This is a genomic window from Perlabentimonas gracilis (genome assembly GCF_011174675.1).
Taxonomy (GTDB): domain Bacteria; phylum Bacteroidota; class Bacteroidia; order Bacteroidales; family Tenuifilaceae; genus Perlabentimonas; species Perlabentimonas gracilis.
The window spans coordinates 1-22077 of record NZ_JAANIG010000044.1; the positions used below are offsets into that span (position 1 = coordinate 1).

Annotated in this window: 22 protein-coding genes; 13 read left to right on the forward strand and 9 right to left on the reverse strand. The window is 42.7% G+C overall.

What is annotated here, in order from left to right:
- Nucleotides 1-94 precede the first annotated feature (94 nt).
- On the reverse strand, nt 95-319 hold the full coding sequence (locus tag G8O23_RS14955) for a hypothetical protein (RefSeq protein ID WP_166366289.1): 225 nt from the start codon (nt 317-319) through the stop codon (nt 95-97).
- 785 nt (nt 320-1104) lie between these two features.
- Here G8O23_RS14955 and hisG point away from each other — a divergent pair.
- From hisG to G8O23_RS15010, 11 genes are all read left to right on the forward strand, one after another.
- Entirely contained in the window at nt 1105-1968 is an 864-nt protein-coding gene (gene hisG, locus G8O23_RS14960) for an ATP phosphoribosyltransferase (RefSeq protein ID WP_166366290.1), read from the forward strand.
- 204 nt (nt 1969-2172) lie between these two features.
- Nucleotides 2173-2829: a bifunctional phosphoribosyl-AMP cyclohydrolase/phosphoribosyl-ATP diphosphatase HisIE gene (hisIE, locus tag G8O23_RS14965; RefSeq protein ID WP_166366340.1), complete on the forward strand. Its 657-nt coding sequence runs from the start codon at nt 2173-2175 to the stop codon at nt 2827-2829.
- A gap of 215 nt (nt 2830-3044) precedes the next feature.
- Nucleotides 3045-4316, forward strand: a complete 1272-nt coding sequence (gene hisD, locus G8O23_RS14970; RefSeq protein WP_166366291.1) for a histidinol dehydrogenase — start codon at nt 3045-3047, stop codon at nt 4314-4316.
- 119 nt (nt 4317-4435) lie between these two features.
- Complete coding sequence (hisC, locus tag G8O23_RS14975) at nt 4436-5512, forward strand: histidinol-phosphate transaminase (protein WP_166366292.1); 1077 nt, start codon at nt 4436-4438, stop codon at nt 5510-5512.
- Nucleotides 5513-5653: 141 nt separating this feature from the next.
- Nucleotides 5654-6736, forward strand: a complete 1083-nt coding sequence (gene hisB / locus G8O23_RS14980; protein ID WP_166366293.1) for a bifunctional histidinol-phosphatase/imidazoleglycerol-phosphate dehydratase HisB — start codon at nt 5654-5656, stop codon at nt 6734-6736.
- An 84-nt stretch (nt 6737-6820) separates the two neighbouring features.
- Nucleotides 6821-7405 (forward strand): imidazole glycerol phosphate synthase subunit HisH, encoded by a 585-nt coding sequence (gene hisH, locus G8O23_RS14985; RefSeq protein WP_166366295.1) that lies wholly within the window; start codon nt 6821-6823, stop codon nt 7403-7405.
- 110 nt (nt 7406-7515) lie between these two features.
- Entirely contained in the window at nt 7516-8211 is a 696-nt protein-coding gene (gene hisA, locus G8O23_RS14990) for a 1-(5-phosphoribosyl)-5-[(5-phosphoribosylamino)methylideneamino]imidazole-4-carboxamide isomerase (RefSeq protein ID WP_166366297.1), read from the forward strand.
- A 228-nt stretch (nt 8212-8439) separates the two neighbouring features.
- The gene (gene hisF / locus G8O23_RS14995) at nt 8440-9195 is read left to right on the forward strand and encodes an imidazole glycerol phosphate synthase subunit HisF (protein ID WP_166366299.1); all 756 of its coding nucleotides are present in this window, start codon (nt 8440-8442) and stop codon (nt 9193-9195) included.
- Nucleotides 9196-9291: 96 nt separating this feature from the next.
- Complete coding sequence (locus tag G8O23_RS15000) at nt 9292-9696, forward strand: thiol-disulfide oxidoreductase DCC family protein (protein WP_219932552.1); 405 nt, start codon at nt 9292-9294, stop codon at nt 9694-9696.
- A 707-nt stretch (nt 9697-10403) separates the two neighbouring features.
- Entirely contained in the window at nt 10404-11021 is a 618-nt protein-coding gene (locus tag G8O23_RS17760; RefSeq protein ID WP_449425338.1) for a methyl-accepting chemotaxis protein, read from the forward strand.
- Between the two features lie 56 nt (nt 11022-11077).
- Nucleotides 11078-11467, forward strand: a complete 390-nt coding sequence (locus G8O23_RS15010; RefSeq protein ID WP_166366303.1) for a response regulator — start codon at nt 11078-11080, stop codon at nt 11465-11467.
- On the opposite strand, the gene G8O23_RS15015 is transcribed toward G8O23_RS15010, so the two are convergent.
- Both G8O23_RS15015 and G8O23_RS15020 read right to left on the reverse strand, forming a co-directional pair.
- Nucleotides 11462-12088 carry a response regulator transcription factor gene (locus G8O23_RS15015; RefSeq protein WP_166366305.1) on the reverse strand — a complete coding sequence of 209 codons (627 nt, stop codon included), beginning with the start codon at nt 12086-12088 and terminating at the stop codon, nt 11462-11464. The two genes, G8O23_RS15010 and G8O23_RS15015, sit on opposite strands and share 6 nt — an antisense overlap.
- An 8-nt stretch (nt 12089-12096) precedes the next feature.
- A complete protein-coding gene (locus tag G8O23_RS15020) occupies nt 12097-14049 on the reverse strand; it encodes a PAS domain-containing sensor histidine kinase (protein ID WP_166366307.1) in 1953 nt (650 codons plus the stop codon).
- A 116-nt stretch (nt 14050-14165) separates the two neighbouring features.
- Between G8O23_RS15020 and G8O23_RS15025 the strand changes: the two genes are divergently transcribed.
- Entirely contained in the window at nt 14166-14744 is a 579-nt protein-coding gene (locus G8O23_RS15025; protein WP_166366309.1) for a thioredoxin family protein, read from the forward strand.
- A gap of 178 nt (nt 14745-14922) precedes the next feature.
- Here G8O23_RS15025 and G8O23_RS15030 read toward each other — a convergent pair whose 3' ends face one another.
- The 4 genes from G8O23_RS15030 to G8O23_RS15045 form a co-directional block, all read right to left on the reverse strand.
- A complete protein-coding gene (locus G8O23_RS15030; RefSeq protein WP_166366311.1) occupies nt 14923-15597 on the reverse strand; it encodes an inorganic pyrophosphatase in 675 nt (224 codons plus the stop codon).
- A 197-nt stretch (nt 15598-15794) separates the two neighbouring features.
- Complete coding sequence (gene creD, locus G8O23_RS15035; protein WP_166366313.1) at nt 15795-17126, reverse strand: cell envelope integrity protein CreD; 1332 nt, start codon at nt 17124-17126, stop codon at nt 15795-15797.
- 62 nt (nt 17127-17188) lie between these two features.
- Entirely contained in the window at nt 17189-17488 is a 300-nt protein-coding gene (locus G8O23_RS15040) for a winged helix-turn-helix domain-containing protein (protein ID WP_166366315.1), read from the reverse strand.
- The gene (locus G8O23_RS15045) at nt 17469-18128 is read right to left on the reverse strand and encodes a hypothetical protein (protein ID WP_166366317.1); all 660 of its coding nucleotides are present in this window, start codon (nt 18126-18128) and stop codon (nt 17469-17471) included. Before G8O23_RS15045 ends, G8O23_RS15040 begins: the two co-directional genes overlap by 20 nt.
- 125 nt (nt 18129-18253) lie before the next feature.
- Here G8O23_RS15045 and G8O23_RS15050 point away from each other — a divergent pair, with 125 nt between their 5' ends.
- Nucleotides 18254-19876, forward strand: a complete 1623-nt coding sequence (locus G8O23_RS15050; RefSeq protein WP_166366319.1) for a thiamine pyrophosphate-binding protein — start codon at nt 18254-18256, stop codon at nt 19874-19876.
- A 10-nt stretch (nt 19877-19886) separates the two neighbouring features.
- Here the strand turns inward: G8O23_RS15050 and G8O23_RS15055 are convergent, their stop codons facing one another.
- Together G8O23_RS15055 and G8O23_RS15060 are read right to left on the reverse strand one after the other, a co-directional pair.
- Nucleotides 19887-21260 (reverse strand): MATE family efflux transporter, encoded by a 1374-nt coding sequence (locus tag G8O23_RS15055; RefSeq protein WP_219932554.1) that lies wholly within the window; start codon nt 21258-21260, stop codon nt 19887-19889.
- A gap of 166 nt (nt 21261-21426) precedes the next feature.
- Nucleotides 21427-21870, reverse strand: coding sequence for an OsmC family protein (locus G8O23_RS15060; RefSeq protein ID WP_166366321.1), 444 nt, complete (start codon nt 21868-21870; stop codon nt 21427-21429).
- Nucleotides 21871-22077: the final 207 nt, after the last annotated feature.

Genomic DNA, 22077 nt, shown 5'->3' on the forward strand with positions numbered 1-22077 from the left:
CTTTTCTCATCAGGATGCTGCTTTACAAAATCTATAAAATTCATTTTCAATAAATTTTGTACAAATATAATATTTTAGGCACATTAGCGGATATTCATATTCGATTATTAATGAAAACAGGAGAACCATAGCCATTGCCAAGCCCCTTTGCTTCCCACAACAAGTCTGGACCGTTGGCTGGCCATTCTTTAAGCAAATTTGTTTCAGCGTATTTCCCAACTGCATTAGACCCTCGAAACTGAGTAATCTCTTGCGCACCCAGAAAGAGTGTAGCTACAAGCTGAATAGATAAGATCAAAAAAAAGTATTTTACATTCATAGCACAATGGTTTTTAATGTATTTTAATAAAGTCCTAATTGTTAATAATTCATAGTAAACTTCCAGTGCATATCAAAACATAAACCAAATCTTTTAACCATTTGCTTATCAAATCATATCAACATTATGATCATAGAATTTTGATGTTTTTGTACAACTCTTTTTTGTTCGAAAATGAAGCAGAGCTGTTCGGTTTCGTTCACCTGAGCTGTGCATCGGTAAGTTTTTTTAAAATTACACTACTGACCGACTAATAAATATAGATTTCTCGCTTCGCTCGAAATGACAGTACTTTCATGAGGTCTAAGGGGTGAGGGGGTGAAGGCGGCGTAGCCGCCTTCACCCCCTCACCCCTGCCAGCGTAACAGCCTGTCATTACGAGCGAAGCGAGAAATCTATCGCATTATTATCATTTTACAAAATACTTAGTCGGAAACTAATGTTAAAATTATACTTATAATTGCACACCATCGCATATGACATAAAGAAAATGAATACATATAAACCTGAATATCTGTCACATATATTTATTCTATGGATTTTAAAGTAAAAATATTTGCATATTCAAAAAATTCAACCTTGCTTTGCAAAACCAAAATAAGCCGAAATATGATTCTATCTATTTATACTATGCATCATCATCATCATTCACTACACAGCGAATGGTGGTCCGCTATTGGTATAGTTTGATAGATTAGAAAAATACTATTAAATCCAAAGTCCGGGGAACTACCATTGAGGTAGATCCCCGGACTTTTTTTGTTTAAACCTAATCCAACTTAAAAATGAGTAACGACAAATTAACACTAGCACTGCAAAAGAAAGGACGACTAAGCGACGGTTCCATTGAACTGCTAAAATTATGTGGCATAAAAGTGAGTAACGGCGGTAATCATTTAAAGGCTGTAGCCGAGGGGTTTCCGCTTGAAATACTGTTACTGCGCGACGACGATATCCCCCAGTACGTGGCCGATGGTGTGGCCGATATCGGGATTCTTGGAATGAACGAGGTACTTGAAAAGAAAAAGGATGTTGAGGTTGTTCGCAACCTTGGTTTTTCGAAATGTCGCCTATCGGTGGCCGTACCCAAAACGGTTGAGTACACCGGACGCAACTTTTTGCAGGGCAAGCGAATTGCCACATCGTACCCAGTAATTCTAGAAGATTTTCTGGCCGAGAATAATATCCAAGCCGAAATACACAGCATTAGCGGTTCGGTGGAGATTGCCCCCAGCATTGGCCTGGCCGATGCAATCTTTGAGATTGTGAGCAGCGGCGGAACTCTTCTTAGCAATGGCCTTAGGGAGGTTGATATAATTATGCGCAGCGAGGCAGTACTTATAAGTAATCCAAACCTTTCGGAGCTGAAGAAAAAACTGCTTAGCAAATTACTCTTTCGCATAGAGGCCGTGCAGAAAGCTAAACACAACAAGTACATCCTGCTAAATGCGCCCGAAAGCAAGCTTAGTGAGATTATAAGCCTAATTCCGGGGATGAAAAGCCCTACCGTTCTGCCGCTGGCAGAAAAAGGGTGGTGCTCGTTGCACTCGGTAATTAGCGAGGACGATTTTTGGGAAGTGATTGATAACCTAAAAGATGCCGGCGCCGAGGGGATACTGGTAGTGCCCATTGAGAAAATGGTGGTTTGAGTTGGTGACCGGTGATCGGTGATCAGTAATCAGTAATCGGTGATCGGTAATCCCTGCCTCCCTTAACGGCCCGCCTGACAAGGGTAGTCGGGCAGGCAGTCAGGCAGGGGTAATCGGTAATCGGTTACAAGCAAACATTAAACCCTAAACTCTAAACTCTATACTTTAAATATTAAACTCTAAACATTAAACATAATTGAAATGGTGAACTTAGATTTCGACAAGCTAAACGGCCTAATCCCTGCCGTAGTGCAGGATGCCGCAACCGACAAGGTGCTAATGGTTGGTTTTATGAACCGCGAAGCCCTTGAGAAAACCCGCCAAACCGGAATGGTAACGTTTTACAGTCGCACCCTCCGCCAAATATGGACCAAGGGCGAAACTTCGCGCAACTACCTTAGGGTAAAAGATATTATTGCCGATTGCGATGGCGATACGCTGTTAGTAAAAGCCCTACCCGATGGCCCCGTTTGCCACACGGGCAACGACACCTGCTTTAACGAGGTTAACCAGCAAAACCTAAGCTTTTTGAATACCCTTGAGGGAATAATTGAATCGCGTAAAAACCAGCTACCCAACGAGAGCTACACCGCAAAGCTGCTAAATGCAGGCGTAAAACGTATTGCCAAAAAGGTTGGCGAGGAGGCTGTTGAACTGGTTCTGGAGGCCGAAAATCCCGATGACAAGAGGTTTTTAAGCGAGGCAGCCGACCTACTATATCACCTACAGGTATTGTTAGCCGCTCGCAACCTAAGCCTAACCGATGTATCGAGCACACTAAAAGTACGCCACACATCCAATGCAAATGCCGATGAGCAGGAAGAAGCGTTTAAGCGGGGCGAGAAGCAGTGGGGGAAGTGAGAAATAATAGAACGCGTATGACGCTGATTTAAAGGATTAACGCAGATATTATAAAAATAGGTGAACAGTAATCGGTAATCAGTAATCAGTAATCAGTAATCCCTGCCTGCTTTGAAGGCCCGCCTCACCAGGGTAGTCTCGGGCAGGCAGTCAGGCAGGGGTAATCAAAATTGAAGTAAATCAGCGTCATCTGTGTTCCAAAAAAATCAAAATCAATGAAAAAACTACAATACCCAACAAAACAGGAAATAACCCAAGCACTAAAGCGTCCATTGCAGAACGACCCTGATACTAAGCAGCGGGTTAGCCAAATTATTGCCGAGGTTAGGCAAAATGGCGATGCTGCGCTTATTCGGCTTAACAGGGAGATTGATAAATACAACAGCCAGCTGCTTGAAATACCCAAATTGGAAATGGAGCAGGCAAAAAATGCTGTATTGCAAGATATTGTCACCTCAATAACCCAAGCCATTGCCAATATTGACAAATTTCACGCTGCGCAAAAGCCACAAGATGTTAGCATTTGCACAATGCCTGGCATATGCTGCGAGTTGCAATACAAGCCGCTTAATCGAGTTGGGCTATATATTCCTGGTGGAACAGCACCGCTACTAAGCACTGTGCTTATGCTTGCCGTTCCCGCAAAAGTTGCTGGTTGTAACGAACTGGTTATTTGCACACCACCTAACCCAACGCCCGAACTGCTTTACACACTTAGCCTTTTCAACGCGCGGGTTTTCACCGTAGGTGGGGCGCAAGCCATTGCTGCTATGGCTTTTGGTACAGAAAGCATCCCCAGAGTTGATAAGATTTTTGGACCGGGTAATCGATACGTTACCGAGGCAAAGGTACAGGTTAGCGCTATGGGTGTACCCATTGATATGCCTGCCGGCCCATCGGAAGTGCTTGTTATTGCCGACCAAACAGCAAACCCTGCCTTTGTTGCAGCCGATTTGCTGTCGCAAGCCGAGCACGGAACCGATAGTCAGGTTGTGCTAATAGCCACAAACGAAAGCATTTTAGATGCTTGCTTAAAGGCGGTTAATGAGCAAGTTGAAACTCTACCCCGAAGGGGTATTGCGCTGCAATGCCTTGAGAATAGTACCGCAATTCTTGTTGATAATTTGGATGAAGCCATAGCCATAAGCAATGAGTACGCGCCTGAGCACCTTATTCTGGCCGTTGATAAGCCAAATGAACTTGCAGAGAAAGTGGAAAACGCAGGCTCGGTTTTTCTGGGGCACTTTACACCCGAATCGGTGGGAGATTACACCAGCGGAACCAACCACACGCTCCCCACATCGGGCTTTGCCCGAAACTGGAGCGGGGTGAATTTGCTTAGCTTTTTGAAAACCATAACCTTTCAACAGCTTACCAGCGAAGGGCTATCATCAATTGCAAAGGCAACCACATCGCTAGCCAGAGCCGAGGGGCTTGAGGCGCACGCACGGGCGGTTGAGAAGAGAGCAGTTGTCGGTAGTCGGTAATCGGAAATCAATCAACCAACCTAAACATTGTGAACTTTAAACCTTAAACCTCATAGACGCTGACAGGTGCTTCACACGCTGTCAGGTCATCCAATCAATCAACCAACCAATCAATCAAAATGATAACAAACTTATTAAGAGATAATATTCGCAATCTTAAACCGTACTCATCGGCTAGAGACGAATTTGAGGGCAACGCATCTGTTTGGCTCGATGCCAACGAGTGCCCAGCTGCCCTACCCAACTTGCCCGAGGGCATAAATCGCTACCCCGCATCGCAGCTTCAGGGTTTAAAAGATGAGATAGCCAAGGTAAAAGGGGTTAAGCTATCGCAAGTGTTTATTGGCAATGGCAGCGACGAAGCCGTAGATTTGCTAATGCGATGTTTTTGCCAACCAGCAACGGACAAAATACTGGTTTTCCCACCAACCTACGGAATGTATGGCGTTTGTGCAGCGGTTAATGATGTTTCGGTAATCGAATCGATTCTCGATAACGACTTCAATATCAACATAAAAGATTTTGAGGAAAATAATATGCAAAGGCCTAAGCTAACGTTTATCTGCAATCCGAATAACCCAACAGCAAACATGCAGAATGCTGAAACAGTAAGGCAAATTATTGAGAAATCGACAGGCATTGTTGTGGTTGATGAGGCATATATCGATTTTTGCCCCGATAAGTCAATTATAAGTTGGATTAACAAGTACCCAAATTTGGTTGTACTTCAAACACTTTCTAAGGCCTGGGGACTTGCTGCTGCACGGGTTGGACTGGCCTTTGCATCGCCCCAAATTATTAGCGTGATGAATAGGGTGAAGTTCCCCTACAACGTGGGCAAACCATCCATCGACATTGCCTTAAAAGCCTTACAACAAGACGATGAAATGATTAGGCGGACAAAGGAACTTATTGATAATAAGAATAGGCTTGCCAGCGAGCTAAAAAGCTTGCAAATGGTACAAAAGGTTTACCCATCGGATGCTAACTTTTTACTTGTAAAGTTCGATAATGCAAGGCAAGCATACAGTAAGCTAGCTAGCAATGGCATTGTGGTGCGCGACAGAAGTACACAGCCCGGATGCGAAGGATGCTTACGGATTACGGTTGGAACTAGGGAGGAAGTGGAAACACTTTTGAATTGCTTAAATGATTTGAACGCTGATAACGCTGATTTTACAGATAACCGCAGATAAAAATTAATTGAAAATCTGGGTTGATGAATATCGAATGTCGAATATCGAAGTTAAGAAAAGCTACATATCGGCGCAATCACCAACTATCAATTAAAAAGACTCTGTACCCCTGTATCTCTGTGTTATTAAAAACAAAACAATATGACTAAACTATTAATCATCGATCGCGATGGAACGCTGATAAAAGAGCCGGCCGACTACCAAATTGACTCGTTTGAGAAGTTGGAGTTTATGCCCGGAGCTATTAGCTGGCTAGGAAAAATTGCTCGCGAAACAGACTACCAGCTGGTTTTGGCCTCCAATCAGGATGGACTTGGAACCAACTCGTTTCCGGAGGAAACTTTCTGGGGGCCACACAACCTCATGCTTCAAACCCTTAAGGGCGAAGGAATTGTTTTTTACGATATCCTTATAGACCGGTCGTTTGAGGAGGAGAACTCGCCCAACCGCAAACCCCGAACGGGAATGTTTAGCAAGTATCTAAATGGCGACTACAACTTAGCCGAATCGTTTGTAATTGGCGATAGGCTTACCGATGTGCAGCTGGCTAAAAATCTTGGTACAAAATCAATATTAATAGACAGTGAATTATATCCTGAGGCCGATTTTACCACCACAAGCTGGGAAAATATCTACAAAATAGTTAAACCACAGCGGGTTGCCACCGTAAACCGTAAAACCAACGAAACGGATATAACCATTACTGTTGATTTAGATGGGAAGCTAGACGGTAAACTTGATACCGGCGTGGGCTTTCTGGATCATATGCTAGAGCAAATTGACCGCCACGCGGGCATAGGCATTTCGGCAAAATGCATTGGCGACCTTCACGTTGACGAGCACCACACGGTTGAGGATATTGCCCTTGCCCTTGGCGAGGCCATTAAGCAGGCGCTTGGCAGCAAAGCGGGCATTGGGCGCTATGGCTTTGCCCTACCAATGGATGATTGCCAAGCAAAGGTACTACTCGATTTAGGTGGCAGGCCATTCTTTAAATGGAAAGCAAAATTTAGGCGTGAAAAAATTGGCGATATGGCCACGGAGCTGCTGTCGCACTTTTTCCAATCGCTATCCTACGGGTTAGGAGCCAATTTACACATTAAGGCCAAAGGCCTAAACGAGCACCACAAGGCCGAAGCAATATTTAAGGCATTTGCAAGGGCGTTAAGGCAAGCGGTGCGCATTGAGGGGAGTGAGTTGCCTAGTACAAAGGGAAAGTTGTGAGAATTTTAAACGCAAAGGCGCAAGATCGCTAATTTACAATAAGAGTATTAGCGGTTTGGCGACTTAGCGTTAAATCTAAAAAATATGAAAAAAATAGCAATCCTATCATACGGAGCGGGGAATGTGGCCTCTGTGCAAAATGCGTTGGAGCGGTTAGGCGTTAGCTCGTTTATCTCTGATAATCCGGCAGAACTAATGCAAGCCGACAGGCTAATTTTTCCGGGAGTTGGGCACGCAACCCACGCCATGCAGCAAATTGAGCAAAGGGGACTAAGCGAGGTATTAAAATCATTTAAACGCCCGCTATTGGGAATCTGTTTGGGGATGCAGCTCATGGGCAAACAGTCGGAAGAGGGCGCAACACAAGGGCTTGGACTAATTGATTTTGATGTGAAGCAGTTCAAAATATCGGAAAAAGTTCCACATATGGGCTGGAACAGCATTGATATTATTGAAAACCCATTGTTTAAGGGTATACCTAATGGCACGTACTTCTACTTTGTTCATAGTTATTACGCCCAGATATGCAACAATACCATTGCTACTTGCAATTATGAAATACCATTCACCGCAGCAGTTAGCAAAGGCAACTATTATGGCGTACAGTTTCACCCCGAGAAAAGCGGCGAGGCGGGAATGGAAATACTTAAAAACTTCATTGACTTGTAAGAAAAATACCGAACAAGGATTGAAGATTGTTGATTTAAGATACGCTCGACAATACAGCGTTTTATTCAAAAATCATAATTCGTTAATCGATGTTCATAAATCATAACACTATGAAACTTATCCCAGCAATAGACCTAATAGATGGAAAATGCGTGCGCCTATACAAGGGTGATTACAGCACATCAAAAATTTACAACTCAAACCCAGCTGACCAAGCAAAAGCATTTGAGGACAAGGGGATTGAAAACTTACACCTGGTAGATCTGTCGGGTGCGAAGGCAGGATATCCAATGCATTTAAGGGTACTAGAGCAAATTACTAGCAGCACAAACCTAAAGGTTGACTTTGGCGGAGGAATTCGCGACCAACGGAGCCTTGAGGATTGCCTTAGCGCAGGTGCAGCACAGGTAAATTTGGGTACGGTTTTAATACATCAACCCCAACTTGCATCCAAATGGATTGAAATATTTGGCCCCGAAAAGCTAATTGCCTCGGTTGATGTTATGAACAGAAAGGTGAAGGTTTCGGGTTGGCAAGAAGAGTCAAATTTGCAAATTGACGATGTTATTACCCGTTTAATAAAAGATGGTTTCACCTATTTTACCGTAACCGATATTGACCGCGACGGAACCCTTGGCGAACCAGCATTTGAACTCTACACCGACTTAATTCAAAAGTTTTCTTCCATAAAGCTAAATGCCAGCGGAGGTGTTTCGGTACAGAATCAACTCGAAAAACTTTCGGCTATTGGTTGCTATGGAGCCATTGTGGGTAAGGCGATTTATGAAGGGAGGATTATGCTTTGAGAAAAAACACTGAGACACAGAGGCACAGAGTAGTTTAAAATGAGGTTTATAAGATGCCGGGTGTTGGTTAACTGCTACCTGTAGTCAGTTATACGCATACGTTTTAATCTTTTATGGGAGCATCTCTATCCCGAAAACGGACAACCAAAAACGGACTAAATTCCTCTGTGTCTCTGTGTCTCTGTGTTCTCTCACTTTACTCTAAACTCAAACTATTAACTAAATAAAATGCTTACAAAACGAATAATTCCCTGCCTCGATATTAAGAATGGCAGAACAGTGAAAGGGGTAAACTTTCAGAACTTGCAAGATGCTGGCGACCCGGTAGCGTTGGCAACGCACTACTCGGCGCAAGGTGCCGATGAGCTAACCCTGCTCGATATAACCGCCACGCTCGAAGAACGCGAAACCTTTGTAAACGTTGTAAAAGATGTGGCAAAAGCCATAAATATCCCCTTTACAGTTGGCGGAGGTATTAGCAACGCCAAACAAGTTGAGGGGCTACTGTCGGCTGGTGCCGATAAGGTTTCGGTAAATACCTCGGCCATTGTAAATCCGCAGCTTATTGCAGAGCTGGCTAAGCAATTTGGCTCGCAATGCGTTGTGGTGGCCATCGACACCAAGCTTACCAGCAATGGCTGGGAAGTAGTTAGCCACGCCGGAACCAAACCCACTGGTCTTTCGGCTACAGATTGGGCAAAGGAATGTTACAACCGGGGTGCAGGCGAAATACTGTTAACCTCATTCACATCGGATGGTACACGGCAAGGTTTTGCTTTGGATATTACCCGTGAGGTATCGGAAACTGTGAGCATTCCTGTTATTGCCTCGGGTGGCGCAGGCAATGCGCAGCATTTTGTTGATGTATTTACCACAGGAAAAGCCGATGCTGCATTGGCAGCCGGAATTTTTCACTACGGCGTGCTAAGCATAAAATCAATAAAAAATGAGCTAAAAGCCAATGGTATAGAGGTTAGGATATAAACCTTTTGGTTGGTTTACTTGTTGATTATTAATAAATACCACGAATGTATGAATTTATTGAAACCCCTGCATTCGTGGTCTTAACACATAGTTATCGTGTCAACATATACCAACAAATCAATTATCCTTTTCGATGGGGTTTGCAACCTGTGCAACGCCAGCGTACAATTTATTATCAAAAGAGATAAGGGCGATTACTTTAGATTTGCTGCCCTACAGAGTGAAACCGGAAAAGCAATAGCCAACAAATACGATGTGTCGGATAATGCTAGCTCCGTAATACTTATTGAAAATGAGAAGAAGTACACCGAATCGACCGCTGCGCTAAAAATTGCAAAAAAACTTAGCGGACTTTGGCCACTACTTTACCTTTTTATTATTATCCCCCCTCCCATTCGTAACAGTATTTACAGAATAATTGCCAAAAACCGATACCGATGGTTTGGTAAAAAAGATGAGTGTATGGTACCCCCTCCTGAACAAACACATAAGTTTATATAAAACAGTACCTTAAGTCGAGATTATTTGGCTAATAAAAAAACCTCAATACGATTTGAGGTTTTCCTCACCCCATTTCTGAAAGAAACATCTACTTCTAATTGCTAAAGGCTAAATACTTTTGTAATGTGAAAAAAAACTAATTAACAAACCTAAATATTACAGCTATGGATTCAGCAACTTTAGTATCAATGATTCTGGCAGGCCCCGTGGGAATGATTATCCTTGTTATAGTTATGAGGGTGCTATTTAAAAAATCTGTACTTTTTAAGATAGGTATTGCTACAGGTATAGCAATGCTGGCATTAGCATTTATCTCAGGACAAGTATCAAGGATGGGTGGCGGTATTAATCAACTTTGGGGTTTCCCTTTACAAGTAATTATTGGTGTATCTGCCTATGTATACGTTACCAAGGTGGTTAAGCGCCCTTTGGAAAAACTTATTGGCAATATAAACCAGCTTAGCAACGGGATTATAGACACCAAAGTTGACACACAGATGATAGAGCGTGAAGATGAGCTTGGCATACTTGCCAAATCTATTCAAAAGCTAAATAGTCAACTTCACTCAGTAGTCGATAATATATCATCAAGCGCCAACCAGCTATCATCGGCCAGCGAGGAGCTGAATGGGAGTGCTCAGGAGCTATCCATGGGCGCCAACCAGCAGGCCTCGTCGGTTGAAGAGGTTTCCTCATCGATGGAGGAGATGGCTGCAAATATCGACCAGAACAACGACAATGCGCAGCAAACCAGCCGCCTTGCCGATCAATCCTACAATAAAATTACCAAGGTTGAAAAGGCATCGCAAAAAAGTTTGGAAGCGGTACGCAATATTGCCGATAAGATCAGCATAATAACCGACATAGCATTCCAAACCAACCTGCTAGCCCTTAACGCTGCTGTAGAAGCTGCCCGTGCTGGCGAGCAAGGACGAGGATTTGCCGTGGTTGCCGCCGAGGTACGGAAGCTTGCCGAGCGAAGCCGTGTTGCGGCCGATGAAATCAACCAGATATCGAACAACAGCCTTCACCTTACCGAAGAGGCTGGCACATTGCTTAAGGAAATTATTCCTGATATTAGCAAAACGGCCAAGCTAATTGAGGAGATTGCCGCATCAAGCGCAGAGCAACGCAATGGATCGGCACAGATAAACTCGGCCATTCAGCAGCTAAACAGCGTAACCCAGCAGAACGCCTCGGCCAGCGAGGAGCTATCGTCGAGTGCAGAGGAGCTTAACACCCAGTCGGAAATGCTTATTGAAGCAATATCGTTTTTTCATATTGAAACAGGTTCCAACAAGAACAAATTTGGATTAAGGGCTTAGAACTAAATGAATGCGGTTAGCCTAGTCAAAAAAAATATTTACATTATTTCAAACCAATGACTTTACTTAACTATAACGTTCTAATTGCCGACGATAACAGAACCTTTGCAAACACCCTTGCTATGCTAATTAAGAATATCTTAGGTAATAAGCTGGGCAAACTCGACTTTGCGTTAAATGGCAAGGAGGCTATAGATATGGCGTTTGGCGAAACACATTACGATATTATATTTATGGATGTGCATATGCCCGAGATGGATGGTATAGAAGCTACTCAGATTATTAACCGGATACACTACAGGAGTACACGTATTGTTGCCGTTTCCTTCGAAAAGGATATGAATTCGGTTACTAGAATGATTAGCGCGGGTGCCGTAAACTATCTGCACAAGGAGAACATTACGATGGAAACAATTGAAAGGCTATTTGGGGTAAACGTTCTATAAATCAACCAGATTACTCTTAATTGCAAACACCGCCAATGCCGTTGAATTGGGCGAGTTAGTTTTTAGCAGCAACTCTGCACGGTACTTCTCAATGGAACTAACGCTAAGAAATAGCTTGGCTGCAATTTCGGAAGTAGACAAACCCTGACAAATTAACTGAAGTACATCGCGCTCCCTCCTGGTTAAAACAATTTCGGGCTCCTGCCTTTTCGACTTGAGCAGCTTTAGTAACAGCTCCTGGGAAAAATAAGGACGGCCATCGAACACCGATTCGATGGCCTTTTCTAATTCGTCGTAGCTCGACTCCTTTAGCAAAAAGCCATCCACACCTAGCTGCACAATTGAATCGTAGTACTGAATATCATCATGCATGGAGAGGATAATAATTTTTACATCGGGACAAATGCGAAGTGCCTCTCTAGAAGCGTCTATTCCATTCATCTCGGGCATGTTGATATCCATAAGGATTAAATTGACGGTGCAATCGCGCAGCATGGGCAGCAACTCCTTTCCATTGGCTGCTTCGCCCACTAGTTCCACATTAGGCATCTCCTTAAGCAATGCTTTAATGCCATCGCGAAGAATACGATGATCGTCAACAATTATTGTTTTAATGGTCATGATAGTTATTACAATTGTGTTTTCATTTCGAAACAAAAACCATCGTTGGGTTTTGTGGAAAATCTATACTGCGCTTTAATCGTGTTTAGCCTATTGATAATATTGTGAAGTCCCATTCCCGAATCACTTCGTCCCATCACCTCATCCAAATCGAATCCTATACCATCATCCTTATAGTTTAATACCAAAAACTTATCATCAACGGTTAGCGATATGAAAACGGAATTGGCGCTGGCGTACTTTATGGTATTATTTAGCAACTCCTTAACTATGCGATAGAGCATCACCTCCACTGTTTGGGCAAATCGTTTATCATCCACATTCTGTTGAAACAGAATGTTTACCAGACTGCCACTTGTCTCCACACTTGCATTTATTGCTGCTACCAATCCGTAGCTAGTAAGGTTATGTGGGCTTATGTTGTTCGAAATTTCACGAACGCTTTTAATGGCATCCTTTACAATGGACCTTAAGTTGTCGTAAAGCTCATTCCTATTGCTTACGGCTGGACGTTCGAGCAGTGAGGTGTACATATTGATGCTTGATAGCAATGGCCCCACATCATCATGCAAATCGGCAGCAAGCTTTAAACGTTCGCGCTCTTCGGTCTCCACAATGGCATACAGTTTCTCCTGTTCAAACCTTACCCGTTCCGACATGTCATGTATAATCACCTGAAAGCTATCGTGCCCTTCGGCCTTCAGCCAATTTACTCCCACCGAGGCGTAGATAGTTGTATTATTGGGGCCAAGGAACTCACACTCGGCTTGACTATAGCTGGACTCCCTAGCCTGACTTATAAGCTCCTCAAATTTATCTGCCGATGATGCGCCATCGAGCTGCTGATGGGGGCAGAAATCCATGAACTGTTGGCCAAGCATTTGGTTGCGAGAGCAACCAAAAAAACTCTCTGCCCTCTCGTTGGCATCAACAATCCGCTGATTGGCCAGAAGGAGTATGGCATCATGGGCATACATAAATATTGACCTATACTTTTGCTCGCTCTCCTTGAGAATCTGCTCCATTTCCTTGCGTGGATCTATGTTAGTATGAATGCCCAACACCCTAAGGGGCATTCCTTTATCGTCACGCTTTACCACTCGTCCCCGGGTTAGCAGCCACTGCTTCCCCCCCGACTTAGTTTTGAGCCTGTACTCAATATTTATAGAGGCTACCTCCCCTCTCATTACGGCACTAACCATTTGGTTAACCCGCTCCTTATCCTCATCAACTACCAGATTGATCCACTTCTCTAAACTTAGGGCAAAGCTAGAGTCGATATTTGGAAATACCTCTGCAGTATTTTTGCTTATATAGCTATTTATGCCATTTAGGTCAATATCCCACACCACATCATTCACACTTTTTAGGGCTAATGATAAACGCTCCTCGCTGGACTCTAATGAAGCATTCACTCTCTTGAAGTATTGATTACTAACGCCCACTACTACCATCCCCATTGTGGCAAAGAAAACAAAGTAAATACCACGCCATACAAATTGATGAGCAGAGATAGCAAACTCGTTGAAATCGATCGAGAAATTTACAAGACCTTCAGAATATGCTACAACAAAAACGATGTAAGTAACAAGCATTAACACTAAGGTAGCTACACCTCTTTTAATTCCAAAAAGACTTGTAATCACAAGGATGATGAATAGAAAAATAAATAGTCCCATTCCAATTAGGCCGTACGTAAAAAGGGAAAATGTGGCTATAATATAAATATACCCCATAAGAATTGATACCCTAAGACTCGGGGAAAATTTACTACGAGAGAAATAAGTAATGGAAGCAACAACAGCCACAAATACCTCAACAATTAGAATGGGAGTAACTCCATACTGTGCATTTCTTAATATTGAAACAGTGGCTGAAGGTACGGATAGAATCATCCCTACTAACAGTAGTGAGTCAATAATTTTATAGTGTATATCTTGAAAGCTTGGAGTCTTTTTCATAAATTATTATGAGATTGTAAAAACAATTATTTTCAATCTAATATAACAAACTTATCTTATTAGATTTATAAATCGAACAACTTCAGGCATCAAAATGTTACTAAAACAAAAACACTATGGCGTTCACACTACAAATTGGGCAGAAAGCACCAGATTTTAATCTCCCCGCAACCGATGGGAAAAGTTACAAATTATCGGATTTTAACGACGATACGCTTGTGGTATTCTTCACCTGCAACCATTGTCCTTATGTAATAGGATCGGATGAGGTTACCCGCAAAACCGTTGAAAAATACGCCCCCAAGGGCGTTGGGTTTGTGGGAATTAACTCCAACAGCAAGAATACCTACGAGGAGGACAGCTTCCCAAACATGGTAAAACGGATGAAGGAACATAAATTCCCTTGGGTTTACCTGTACGATGAGTTGCAGGAAGTTGCCCTTGCCTACGGCGCATTGCGCACACCCCATTTTTACATATTCGATAAGGATGGTAAGCTGATTTACACGGGTAGGGCTGTTGATAACCCTAAGGATTCATCAAAAATCACTGTAAACGACTTGGAGAATGCTCTTGAAGAGCATTTGGCAGGGAAACAAATTACAAAAAAAGTTACCAACCCCATTGGCTGCAACGTGAAGTGGGATGGCCAGGATAAGCACTGGATGCCGGGCGATGCTTGCGATTTGGTGTAGTAAAAAAATGACCTTGTCTAAAAGTAATTATCCTGTATTTCTTACTTTGTTCTTTGTGGATTCTCTGTGTCCCTTTGTGTAACAATATTTTGAAAAGTAACACAGAGCACACAAAGTATGCACAGAGTTCCATTAAGTTACTATCTGGATAGCGTAGTATTTTGTATTTAGCTTTTTGCTACAATTTAAGCATCGACTCTAGGTTGTTGAATCGATTGGAGTAATCGTCCATAGCACGCTTAATTACATCCTGTGCTTCGTCAATACCATACACGTGGGTAATTTCGCAATGCCTCTTCTCTCCAGGCAAATCCTTATAGGTTAAAAAGTAGTGCTTTAGCCTATCGATAATTAGCGCTGGGCAGTCGCATATATCCTTGTACTCTCCGTACACTGCGTCGTTGTTTAGCACTGCAATAATCTTATCGTCGGCCTCATCGTTATCAATAAGCCTAATGCCCCCAATGGGTTTTGCCTCAACAATAATATCACCGTGAGTAATCTCCTTTTCAGTGAGAATACAAATATCCAGCGGATCGCCATCGCCCTTCACGTCCTCTATCCCAGTACGCTCCTTGGCTAGATCTGAAACCTGATCGCCGCAAAAGGTTTGGGGCAAAAAGCCATATAGTGCTGGTACTACATTGGAGTACTTCTGTGGCCTATCGAGCTTTAGGTAGCCCGATACCTTATCGACCTCGTACTTCACCGTATCGGTGGGTACCATTTCAATAAAACAGGTTACCACCTCGGGCGCATCATCACCCAAATCTATCCCATGCCAGGGATGCGATTTGTACCTCAATCCCATAAGCTTACCTACTATTGGATCCATTAACCGGTTCTTCTTCATTTCGATTTTGATTCTTTTGCTTAAAATTTTGCAAATGAACCACTTTTCTGTGGATTATTCAACATCAAAATCAATAAATAAGCTTAAGTAAAGCTAATGACTGTCAAGCATCGGAAACTTTGTTAGTGATTAGCAAAAAGGGGCTACCCAAAAAGATGTTAAGTGGATAGCCCCTTTAAAGCGAAACTCAAATCCGGCTACCCTTCCTCAGTCTTTCTCCCAATTGAATACCAATCGACATTGCGTGAGAGGTACATCACCAGCGCTAGAATGATGAATAATGATATGCTGCCCAGCAACAGTGCATAATCCTGCATCTGCAGCAATATGTAAAGAAGACTATAGAGTATTACTAAGAATCCGGCCATCATCAGCGTGAGCTTGCTGTTCTTCAAAATACTTTGTGAATAACTGGTAATCAAAGCGATAATACCCACACCTGCAAGAATATAAGCCAAGCCAAAGCCTAAGTGTTCTGAAAGTGAAAGTAGCAAAAGGTAGAAAAGCACTAATCCAAAACCTACAAGGATGTAATGAATTGGGTGTAGCTTCAACTTTCTTAGAATCTCAACAAAAAAGAATACCATAAACGTAAGCGACACGAACAGGATAGCGTACTTCATTGATCTTTCGGTGATGTGGTAGGAGTCTACTGCCATTAGAAGACTAACTCCAAATGCCGATGCATCAAGATCCACGTTCCTATTAGTCCATTTCTGTGGATAGTTCCTGTTAAACTCCAGAACCCTCCAGGCAGCATCAAACCCATTATCAGAAACATCTCTGGATGCTGGGAGGAAAGCCCCCTCAAAGCTGGGGTTATTCCACAAGGATTTTAGGCTCACGAGGGTTTCCTTACCAACTGGCACAAAGCTAAGTCTCCTCGATCCTTTTAGCGATATCTCCGTGGAAAATGTAAACGATTTATCAGCCGGAGCATTTTCTAATATATGGTTAACCGTTATGCCCGACTTAATCATATTGTCAATTTTTACCCCTGGCTCGCACTCAAGCTGCCTACCGTTCCAACTAAAACTGATTGAATCGTTTATCCCCCGCAGGTCGGAAATGCCAATGGTAAGAAATGCTCCCCTCCAATCAATTTCAGCGTGTTTGCCTACAATGTCCAATGTAAGCGATTTAAATGAACCTTCTAGTTGCACATTCGCGCTGTAAACTGCCACCTGAAAAATCCCTCTATATCTTACCTCGGGTAGCATTTCTCCATTTATGGTCAGATTCTGTGGTAGGAAATAGGCTAGCTGCTTCTGCTCGTTAGTTTTCGTGTTATCCTTGTCCAAATCGTAGGTGTAGTAGGGAACTACTAAAATGGGACCGGCAATCCTTTGCTCATTTCCCCATTTAGATACTATTTCCGAAGTCGCTTCAGCTTGTCTGGACTTTCGCTCCATGACAAGCGATCTTATCATTGCAGTTGGGATTAGCAGTATGATTGCTAAAAAGAAAATAGTTGCAAGCTTTATTAGCCCCATATTCCTCTCGAAAAATGATTGTGTGTTTAATTCCATGATTGTTATTTTTTTAAGTTATAAAATAGTACTTTGTATTTCAAAGTATGTGGGTAAAAAAATTATTTCTTTATGCTTAATAGATTTTCAAGTGCTTTTAGGTGCAATTCAAATGCTTTACGCCCTTCGAGGGTAGCACGATAGCTGGTATTTGGTTTGTTCCCTACAAACTGTTTTTTCACCTCGATGTACCCCTCGGTCTCTAAAGATTTTATATGGCTAGCCAGATTGCCATCGGTTACATTTAACAGATCCTTAAGGGAGCTAAAATCAACCCAATCGTTTACCATTAGGATTGACATAGCTCCAAGCCTCACCCTGCTTTCGAAATGCTTGTTTAAATTAGCTATTAAATCTTTCATACTTATAGTACATTGTCAGTCCGTACACAATATGGAGAATTCCAAACCCCAACGCCCAAATCATTATGCTATAACCAATAAAAATTGATGATAACAGCCCCAAGCCTATCTCAATTAATCCAAGGTATCGAACATCCCTTAGGGTGTATTTACTGGCATTTACCAACGCCAAGCCATAAAAAATAAGGGTGACCGGTGCCAGCAGATAAATTAAACCGTGGAAAATAAGAACGAGACAGAATAAACCTCCTGCAACTAGGGGTATTAAAAGATTAATCAGCATCCTTTTTGCTGTGGAATTCCAATAGGGCAACCCCTTCCTCTTCGCATTCCGAACGGTAAACATCACCACAATAAAAAGCGCTAAGAAGAGCACTGAAAACCCAATACCAATAATTAAGTAAGGTAATCCAGAAAACGAGACACTACGCTGAATTAACTCTGTAGTGCCAGTGTTGTGGTTGTAGTAGCTTGCAAAGAAAAAATCTTGGCTATATAAATAAACCGCCATTACTCCAAGTAAGGCAAAGACACCAGCAAAAACACCCGACAAACCGCTTAGTGAAAGGAACTGTGTAGATCGCTCCATAATTGACCGGATTTCCCTTAGGCTATCCAAATGCTCATTATCAGTACTCATTTTCTGTTATAGTTAAGAGTTCTTTGAAATACAAAGTAAGCGTACATTTTTATAAAAATCAAATTTTAGCGCAAAAAAATATGGTTATATTTGAAAATTATTGCAGAACCCTTGAACCATCGGCTATGGAAACAGTTTCGAACACCTCGATTAAAACCCTTAAAGAACTTGGGGTAAAATATATTTTTGGTGTCCCCAGCGGCAATTGGGTGGATTATATGGCCGCGATTCAGGAGGTAGATGGAATTGAATTCATACTTGTGAGCAACGAGAGCAGTGCAGGCTTTATGGCTGATGTGTGCTGGCGACTCACAGGAACCGTTGCAGCATGTTTTGGCACGTTTGGCCCTGGTGCATGCAATCTAGCCACTGGTGTTTGTGGGGGATTTCTGGACCGCTCGCCAATGATTGCCCTAACCGATGAGATGGGCGATGATATGCTTAACCGGGTAACGCAGATGAATATCGATCATCAAACGCTTTTTAGGCCAATAACCAAGTATACAACTCGTCTTAAAGCCAATTGTGTTAGAGCAACAATACATAAAGCCTACAGTATAGCCGTGTCGGAGATTCCAGGACCAGTCCATATAGGCTTACCACAGGGTCTGGGGCAAAAGGAATCGACCGAAAAAGATTTTTATAGTTATAAAAGTGATGAAATTCCCAACCCCGATGAAACTTCAATAGATAGAATGCTGAACCTATTCAGCAAATCAAAAAACCCAATTATTGCCCTGGGGATCACCGCTGTAAGGTTGGGAATAGAGGATAAGGTAAGTAAGTTAGTTGATAAATTCGCCATCCCTGTGGTGCTAACACCCATGGCAAAGGGTATGATTCATGAGGATCATCCCTGCTACGCAGGAGTGCTAGCGCATGCGCTGGCCAATATGGTTGGTGAAACCCACCAGCAGGCCGATTTGGTTATTGGCATTGGGTACGATCCGGTGGAGATAAACTACGAGGACTGGATGCCCAGCGCTCCCCTACTCCATATCGACACCAAACCAGCAGATATAGATTCAACAAAAATTGCCCTGGGGTGCAATGTGATTGGCAATATCAAAATTTCCATCGACGCCATTTTAGAATCAAACCGTGGCAAAAAGGAATGGAATCTGAATGAACTTGCAGCCCGAAAACAGGCAATGTTCGATAAGCTAAAAGCACCTAGTAATAGCTTTGGGCCGCGAATGGTTCTTGAAAAACTTCGCGATATGCTGCCCGCGGACGGCATCATGACCTGCGATGTGGGGGCACATCTTCATCTTATTGGCCAGAAATGGAGAACCCCCTCACCCGAATGTCAACTGATGACCAACGGCTGCTCATCGATGGGGTTTGCCATTCCAGCAGCCATTGCCGCCAAGCTCAGCTGCCCCGAGCGTGAAGTTTGCTGTGTGGTGGGCGATGGTGGTTTCAACATGTCGGCGGGTGAGCTGGCCACAGCGCATCGGTTAAACCTAAAGATTGTATTTGTGGTTATTCATGATGACTCCCTATCGCTAATCCGAGTAAAGCAGGAGTTGAAAGGTTATAGACAGTACGGCACACCATTGTCATCTGGCAACAACAGAAGCATCCCAGCAACCTCGTACTTTGGAGTTCCAGTCCATAGGGCTATGGATGAACTTAAATATCAAAATTCACTAAAAGAGGCATTTGCGTCCCCTGGCCCGAGCATTATAGAAGCCTACGTTGATGGTAAAGAGTACGATGACCTGGTTCTAAAAGGCAACCGATAGTTCAACCACATTACACCGCTTTAGGTGTGGCAATTGCCCTATCGAGCCGCTTAACCTCGCGTGATAAAAAGATGAAAGAAATAACACCCGATACCAAATCGGATAGCGGTGCGGAGACCCAAACGCCTGTAAGCCCCCATACCGTGGGTAAGAATAGCAGCATTGGTATTAAAACAATAACCTGACGCAGCAACGAGATAACCGCCGCAATACCTGCTTTTCCCGTAGACTGGAAGTAATTACCTGCAATTATCTGGAATCCAACAACAGGTAAACCCAGCATAAAAATCCGCAATCCCTTTTTACCAATCTCTAGGAGCTCAGGATCGGAAGCATTGAACATCTTGATCACTACTCCCGGAAAGAGTTCCATTACAGCAAACCCCACTATGGAAACTACGATGGCTGCCTTTAGGCTAATACTAAGCGTTTGCTTTACCCTTACAAAGTTTCCAGCACCATAGTTGAAACCAAAAATTGGCTGTGCAGCCATATTAATAGCAATTATCGACATTACAACCAGCATAGCTACACTTATGATGATACCCATAGCCCCTACAGCCAAATCGCCACCGTAGCTAATAAGCTGCGCATTGAAGATTCCATGCACAATGCTTGATGCAAATTGCATGGCAAAGGGCGAAAAGCCAATGGTTATGATGGATAGAATAATTGGCCAACTAAGAGAAAGGTTTGCAAACCTAAGCCTTACAACTGAAAATCTCGATCTGAAATGCCTTAGCACCCAAATACAAAGAATAAACTGCGAAATAATTGTAGCCAAAGCCACTCCCTGAACGCCCATATCGAGGACAAATATGAAAATGGGGTCGAGTATAATATTTGTACCAGCACTTATAAGCATGGAGTACATGGCAATTTTTGCATTACCCTCTGAACGGATAATGTTGTTTAGTGAAAATCCCACCATATTTAGAATGGTGCCTAGCAGAATAATCTTTAGATAATCGTTGGCATACTCCATTGTTTCAATGCTAGCTCCAAACATCCTTAGCAACGGATCTTTAACTAAAAATCCCACAACAGTAATTACCAACGAAGTAATAATAAGCAGAACAAAGGCATTACCCAGAACACCCTCGGCCTTTTGGTACTCCTTTTTCCCCAGATGAATAGATATACGCACTCCTGCCCCCATTCCAATTAGCATCCCAAAGGCCATCATGATTATCATAATGGGAAACACCACGCTAAGGCCCGATAGGGCAATGGCACCAACGCCCTGCCCAACAAATATCCTATCTACAATGTTGTACAATGAATTGATGACAACGCCAGTGAATGCGGGTAAAAAGAATTTCCAAAGCACCTTACGAATGGGTGCATCGGCAAGTAGGCTAATGTTTTTATGTTGATTATTCAATGTGAAAGGGGATTAGGCTGCAAAGGTAAGCATATATGAACTTAGTATTTTTAAATTATCTATGTTTTTGGTCATAGTAACCAAGCAGTCCCAACAAGATGTGCCTAACTAAAAAAGGGACTCCCCAGTATGGAAAGTCCCTTCTACCTAAACCAAAACCAATAACCTATGCATTTGCTAAGTTCACAACCTCGGCCTTAAGTACTGAGGTCATTGCCATATTATCAGCAATTGGGCAACGCTCCTCTATTTCATGCAGGTAAGCATTCTTCTCATCTTCATTCATATCAGCATCGATTTTTACAAACGAGCGAATCTCAGTAAAACCTGCCCTACCTTCCTTGGTTTGCCCAAGAAGAAAGGCCTTATCGATATCGCCTTCAACCTCAACCTCAATGGCTCTGAGCTCTATCTTACGCTGCATAGCAATTATACGACCAATGGCGCAAATGCATGCAGGGAGAGCCGAGAGGAATATCTCAAGGGGATTTGGCCCCTCATCGTTACCACCTCCAGCCTTTGGCTGATCAATTACGAAAGGATGAGAACATCCTATTTCGGTTCTAAAACCAGAACCCATCTTAGCATTTACTTTAATAGTAGAAATCATAGAAAGTGTATTTTATGTGTTGTTATTAATTTCACAAGTAGTAACGTATTTTGTTGTCTTTTGTTTGTACGCATCTATTTATGTATTTAGGTAGATATTTCTTTAGTAACTGCATTCCAGCCATATGATTAGTCCCAATCGGAGTTTCTATATGTTATACAACTTAAAAATAGTGGTAAACACTTTTGTTTTCATCCATAAACTAGG

Coding starts and splice junctions, on each gene's coding strand:
- G8O23_RS14955 (WP_166366289.1), bottom strand. CDS start 319: ATGAATGTAAAATACTTTTTTTTGATCTTATCTATTCAGCTTGTAGCT.
- hisG (WP_166366290.1), top strand. CDS start 1,105: ATGAGTAACGACAAATTAACACTAGCACTGCAAAAGAAAGGACGACTA.
- hisD (WP_166366291.1), top strand. CDS start 3,045: ATGAAAAAACTACAATACCCAACAAAACAGGAAATAACCCAAGCACTA.
- hisC (WP_166366292.1), top strand. CDS start 4,436: ATGATAACAAACTTATTAAGAGATAATATTCGCAATCTTAAACCGTAC.
- hisB (WP_166366293.1), top strand. CDS start 5,654: ATGACTAAACTATTAATCATCGATCGCGATGGAACGCTGATAAAAGAG.
- hisH (WP_166366295.1), top strand. CDS start 6,821: ATGAAAAAAATAGCAATCCTATCATACGGAGCGGGGAATGTGGCCTCT.
- hisA (WP_166366297.1), top strand. CDS start 7,516: ATGAAACTTATCCCAGCAATAGACCTAATAGATGGAAAATGCGTGCGC.
- hisF (WP_166366299.1), top strand. CDS start 8,440: ATGCTTACAAAACGAATAATTCCCTGCCTCGATATTAAGAATGGCAGA.
- G8O23_RS17760 (WP_449425338.1), top strand. CDS start 10,404: ATGGCTGCAAATATCGACCAGAACAACGACAATGCGCAGCAAACCAGC.
- G8O23_RS15010 (WP_166366303.1), top strand. CDS start 11,078: ATGACTTTACTTAACTATAACGTTCTAATTGCCGACGATAACAGAACC.
- G8O23_RS15015 (WP_166366305.1), bottom strand. CDS start 12,088: ATGACCATTAAAACAATAATTGTTGACGATCATCGTATTCTTCGCGAT.
- G8O23_RS15020 (WP_166366307.1), bottom strand. CDS start 14,049: ATGAAAAAGACTCCAAGCTTTCAAGATATACACTATAAAATTATTGAC.
- G8O23_RS15025 (WP_166366309.1), top strand. CDS start 14,166: ATGGCGTTCACACTACAAATTGGGCAGAAAGCACCAGATTTTAATCTC.
- G8O23_RS15030 (WP_166366311.1), bottom strand. CDS start 15,597: ATGAAGAAGAACCGGTTAATGGATCCAATAGTAGGTAAGCTTATGGGA.
- creD (WP_166366313.1), bottom strand. CDS start 17,126: ATGGAATTAAACACACAATCATTTTTCGAGAGGAATATGGGGCTAATA.
- G8O23_RS15040 (WP_166366315.1), bottom strand. CDS start 17,488: ATGAAAGATTTAATAGCTAATTTAAACAAGCATTTCGAAAGCAGGGTG.
- G8O23_RS15045 (WP_166366317.1), bottom strand. CDS start 18,128: ATGAGTACTGATAATGAGCATTTGGATAGCCTAAGGGAAATCCGGTCA.
- G8O23_RS15050 (WP_166366319.1), top strand. CDS start 18,254: ATGGAAACAGTTTCGAACACCTCGATTAAAACCCTTAAAGAACTTGGG.
- G8O23_RS15060 (WP_166366321.1), bottom strand. CDS start 21,870: ATGATTTCTACTATTAAAGTAAATGCTAAGATGGGTTCTGGTTTTAGA.